Here is a 3,234-nt window from a genome sequence, read left to right as displayed (position 1 = left end):
TAAAATAGAGAGTGGAATAACTAGCTACCTCGGGGTTTTATTGTCTTTTTTCTCTATCTGGTAAATTTCTTAAATATTATAGCTTAGACTAGTTGCCTTCAAAAGCAGCTAAATTGCAGCGTTTAAGACATAAAAACGCCGATACTGAAAATGAATACCGACCGGGGCTTCTTTTGCCTTTTTCCGTTTGGCAAGTTTCTTAAGCATAAAGGTTATGCCAACTTTCATTATTGGGGACTCGAACAAGATACATAATAAATTCGCTAATCGCAGGAAAACTTTTTAATTTACCATTGAGATTTGTTATATTACAACATCTACTGAGAATTTCATATATCTGGCTATGACTAGGGTTATGATAAAGAGGAATTTTCTTTAAATTTATTAGTTTTAAGTTCCTAACTTTTGCAATATAAGTTCATACAGTTACGTGCTGAAAAGAAACTATTTAATTGTATTTATCTTGTCTAACGTTCGTTGTAGAATAATACATGCAGCAATTTTATCATCTATTTTTTTCAATTTTGTGATTGATACTCCGGTAATCTTTAGTGTGTGAGCTGCAATAGACGTTGACAAGCTTTCATCTTGTAAATATATACTTACCTTATATTTTTTTATCATTTTGTTTGCGAATTGGGTTATGGTTTCGCACCATTCACTTTTTTGCCTCTCTATTTCCAGTGGTAGCCCCATTACTATTGACCCAGCTTCATTTTCTTTGAATATCCTGTTTAAATAACCTAAATCTTTACTTATATTTTTTCTGTGGTATAAACTGTGAGCTGTGGCTATGAGCTGCGTTTTATCACTGAATGCTATACCTATTCGCTTTTCTCCCATGTCAAGACACATTATGCACTTGTCTTTTGGAATAGACTTTAAAAATTCATGAGGATCTCTATGTAGCATCTAATGACATGACAAACACTCATCGTAATCAATATCTGTTCTTTGCTGCAATATTTCACTTTTTTTAAATATGTCGTGCGAAACTTTGTCGGCCCTCTGCATTGACTGTGATCTACAGTAATATAAACTTTTTAGGCCTTTTTTCCAAGCAAGCATATGTATTTTGTGCAAGTAACGTTTATGTACGTTAGCAGGTAGAAACAAGTTTACTGATTGAGATTGACAAATGTAAGGTGTTCTATCGCTTGCGTGTTCTATAATCCATCTTTGATCAAGCTCATATGCTGTTTTGAATGTCAATTTTTCATGTTCGCTAAGAAAATCTAAGTGCTGCACGGAACCTTCATTTGTTGAAATTGAGGACCATATTTTATCATTGTCTTGATTTTTTTCTGCCAATAGCTTTTGTAAGAATTTGTTTCGCACTACAAATGAACCTGTTAGTGTCTTTTGTGTAAATACGTTTGCTGCATATGGTTCTATTCCAGGAGAAGTGTTGCCTGCGATAATGGAAATTGAGGCAGTTGGAGCAATAGCGAGCTTATGTGTAAATCTTTCCATTAGATTGATTTCTTTAGCGTCAAGGCATGCTCCCTTTTCTTCTGCTAATTTTTTAGAAACCATATCTGCCTGCTCGCGTAAATACTTAAATATTTTTTTATTCCACTGTTGTGCTGTTACTGATTCAAAAGGAACCATTTTACTTTGTAAAAATGAGTGAAAGCCCATAACACCAAGACCAATACTACGCTCTCTTGTTGCAGAATATTTTGCTCGCTGTATTTCGTCTGGTGCTTTATTTATGAAATCCTCTAATACATTGTCAAGAAAACGCATTATATCTTCTATGAAGAGTTCATTGTCTTTCCATTCTTCGTAGTATTCAAGATTCACTGATGATAGACAACACACAGCAGTGCGCGATTTGTTTAGATGATCGTAACCTGTAGTTAAAGTGATTTCACTGCACAGATTTGACATTTTGATGTCTAGATTAAGTTTCTTGTAAGACTCTGGCTTGTTATTATTCGTTGCATCAAGAAAAATAATGTAAGGTTCTCCAGTTTCAATTCTTGCTGTTAATATTTTGATCCATATGTCACGTGCTTTGACGGTTGAGATAACTTTGTTATTATGAGGACTAATCAAATCCCATTCTCGACCATTCTCAACAGCTTGCATGAATTTATCATTTACTATCACGGCATGATGTATATTTAATGCTTTACGGTTCGGATCACCTCCCGTTGGCTTGCGTATATCAAGAAACTCTTCTATCTCTGGGTGGGATACAGGAAGGTAAACTGCTGAACTTCCTCTTCTTAAGGACCCTTGACTGATTGCAAGCGTTAGAGCATTTTGCACCACAATAAATGGCACAATTCCAGATGTTTTACCGCTGCCCTTTACACTTTCACCAATTGAACGTAGATTTCCCCAATAACTACCTATACCTCCTCCACGTGCAGCAAGCCAGACATTTTCATTCCATAAATCAACTATTCCCTGCAAGCTGTCTTCAGTTTCATTGAGAAAACAAGAGATGGGCAACCCTCTTTTGGTACCACCATTGCTAAGTATTGGTGTTGAAGGCATGAACCACAAGTTGCTCATGTAATCATAAAGACGCTGTGCATACTCTTTATTATCAGAATAATAGCTAGCAATGCGTATGAAAAGATCTTGATAACTTTCATTTTCTATCAGATACCTATCTGATAGAACTGCTTTTCCAAAATTAGTTAATTTACCATTTTTTTCGTGATTAATAGTGATATTACTCATAAAATTCCTCTTCTATTTCATTGTATCTGCTTTGAGCAATAGTGATCTTTAAGCTGGGCTCTTCGATTTTTTTTGTGGATGCTGTAGCGCGAACAAGATACCATTAACCTGACTTCCATATATTTTACAGTAACTCATATAACTTATTTGCATATTTATTTCTTTTGCAACGTGTTGGACGTAACTTTCTGAGTGGCAAAAGTAATCTCCTTTATTTACAAAGTCAATACCTTCACCTTCCTTTCTTCTTATTAAGCATATGATTGCTCCTTTTTTGCTCATAGATCCTTTTGCTAGTTTCAATTCTGCTCGGAAATCATGTAGATAATGTAACACTTCGGCAAAAATAATGACATCATACAAATAATTTCTTTCTTGTTTAAGGAAATCTGTCATTTCCATGTGTATTAACTCATTATAAACAGGTTTACCCTTTATAAAGCCTCCTCTGGCAATATTTAGCATTCTGTTTGAAATGTCAACTCCTGTTATGCAATTTCCAGTATTGTGTATTTTTAAGAAATGACCACATATTCC

Annotated in this window: 3 protein-coding genes; all 3 read right to left on the bottom strand. The window is 34.7% G+C overall.

Going from position 1 to position 3,234, the window contains the following annotated elements; translation table 11 throughout:
* Positions 1-444: 444 nt before the first annotated feature.
* The gene (gene ruvX, locus DM84_RS05535; protein WP_250778968.1) at positions 445-912 is read right to left on the bottom strand and encodes a Holliday junction resolvase RuvX; all 468 of its coding nucleotides are present in this window, start codon (positions 910-912) and stop codon (positions 445-447) included.
* Positions 913-2,697, bottom strand: coding sequence for a ribonucleoside-diphosphate reductase subunit alpha (locus DM84_RS05530; RefSeq protein ID WP_250778967.1), 1,785 nt, complete (start codon positions 2,695-2,697; stop codon positions 913-915). It lies immediately after the preceding gene.
* A gap of 48 nt (positions 2,698-2,745) precedes the next feature.
* Positions 2,746-3,234: class I SAM-dependent DNA methyltransferase (locus tag DM84_RS05525; protein ID WP_250778966.1), on the bottom strand; the 489-nt coding region annotated here is incomplete at its 5' end.

The organism is Wolbachia pipientis, from assembly GCF_023661085.1.
In the GTDB taxonomy this organism is placed as follows: Bacteria; Pseudomonadota; Alphaproteobacteria; order Rickettsiales; family Anaplasmataceae; genus Wolbachia.
The sequence above is the reverse complement of the archived record's forward strand: the minus strand, read 5'-3'. Positions and strand labels throughout refer to the sequence as shown.